Annotated in this window: 2 protein-coding genes; both read left to right on the plus strand. The window is 44.8% G+C overall.

What is annotated here, in order from left to right; all coding sequences use genetic code 11:
- Window positions 1-54: 54 nt before the first annotated feature.
- Complete coding sequence (locus WS44_RS09150; protein WP_046434083.1) at window positions 55-1,374, plus strand: nucleotidyltransferase; 1,320 nt, start codon at window positions 55-57, stop codon at window positions 1,372-1,374.
- Complete coding sequence (locus WS44_RS09155) at window positions 1,367-1,729, plus strand: hypothetical protein (protein WP_013437335.1); 363 nt, start codon at window positions 1,367-1,369, stop codon at window positions 1,727-1,729. Before WS44_RS09150 ends, WS44_RS09155 begins: the two co-directional genes overlap by 8 nt.
- Window positions 1,730-1,732: the final 3 nt, after the last annotated feature.

Raw genomic sequence — 1,732 nt, forward strand, 5'->3', positions numbered from 1 at the left:
CATTATCAAGCAAGTGAACGTATATTCGCTTAGCATAGTAAGGTGGGGATGCACATGTATGACTATAGATATGAACCACACAGGCTAGTCTTCATGATCGATAATAAGAGCTTCTTTGCAAGTTGCGAATCAATCAGATTGGGTTTGAATCCCATGAAGTCGGTGTTAGCCGTAATCTCTCGTCAGCCAGATTTCAGCTGGGGGTCTGGGTTAATCATGGCCGCATCCCCTTTGGCTAAGAAAAAATATGGGCTGCACAATGTAATGCGGGCAAGGAATTTACCGTCTAAAAAAGAAGCACCTGACTTGATGCTGGTGGACCCACATATGAATCTTTACATCAAGCGTAGCATGCAGGTGCTAGATATTTTCCATAAATATGCGGCGGACGAGGACATTCACATGTACTCTATCGATGAAGGCATGATCGATATGACTAATTCGTGGAAGCTTTTCGGCGATGATCCGTATTATGTCGCAAGAAAAATTCAAAAAGATATCCACGATACGCTGGGGCTGTACACGACCTGCGGCATTGGTGAAAATCCCTTGCTAGCCAAACTTGCTATGGATATTTCGGCTAAGCATCGCGAGTCGATGATCGACTTCTGGCATTATATCGATGTCCCTGATACGATCTGGCGCATCCCTAAGCTCGAAGACGTCTGGGGCATCAACACTAGAACGGCCGACCACTTGAGACGACTTGGCATCAACAACATGTACGACCTCGCCCACTCTAATCCGGAAATTATGAAAAGAGAATTCGGCGTGATTGGCGAGCAGCTCTATGCCATGAGTTGGGGCGTCGATCGCAGCATCATCATGAATAAATACATTCCGAAAGCTAAAAGCTACAGCAATTCCCAGGTCTTGAATCGCGACTACTATGATCAAAGACAGATTGAGATCATCATTCGTGAGATTGGTGAACAAGTAGCAGCGAGAATCAGGGCGCATGATCTGCGAACTGGTAAAATCGGCTTATTCATTGGTTATTCTTTTGATTCGATCGATCCGGACCATCCGCGTGGCGGCTTTAACGTGCAAAAGAAAATTACTCCGACTAACGATAATCATGATTTAACTACGCAGCTGATTGCTCTGTTTAGAAACAAATGGCAAGGAGAAGGCGTCAGGAATATTGGCGTTGATTATGGTGATCTGTCGCTGGACACTAGTCAGCAATTCAACTTGTTTGTTAAGCCGGATTTGCAGGTGAAGCGGAAGACTTTAGATAAAACGGTTGATAGTCTGCGGAAAAAATACGGCTTCTCTAGTGTGGTGAAGGCCTCTAGCCTGCTGCCAGGAGCGACAGCGATCAGACGTAGCAAACTCGTGGGCGGCCACAATGGAGGTAACGCTTATGAGTAGCGAGTTTGATAAAAGAGTTGAGGAATTCTTTAGGACCTATCAGGATCGAGGGATGAAAAAATGGGCTGGCTTCTACTTGAGTGACCACACGGTAAAGATTAATCAGGAGCAGCGCAGAAGAGATACTGTCTACGTCAAAAAGAAGACGATGAGTCAGAAAGATATCAGGGCCATGTTAATGCGGTCTTTTGGTGAACATAGAAAAGTATCGGTGCAGTTGAAGGAGCTGTCTGTAGATAATGACTTGCAGGCTTATATTGTGGGCTTTGTCGAGGGCTATCAGGAAGATACGGCGATCATTTCGCGGAATCTGGTTCTGATTGAGGATATTAATCATATTGAATTTATTGAATAAAAA

This window comes from Lactobacillus sp. N54.MGS-719 (assembly GCF_000980505.1).
Lineage (GTDB): Bacteria > Bacillota > Bacilli > Lactobacillales > Lactobacillaceae > Lactobacillus > Lactobacillus amylovorus.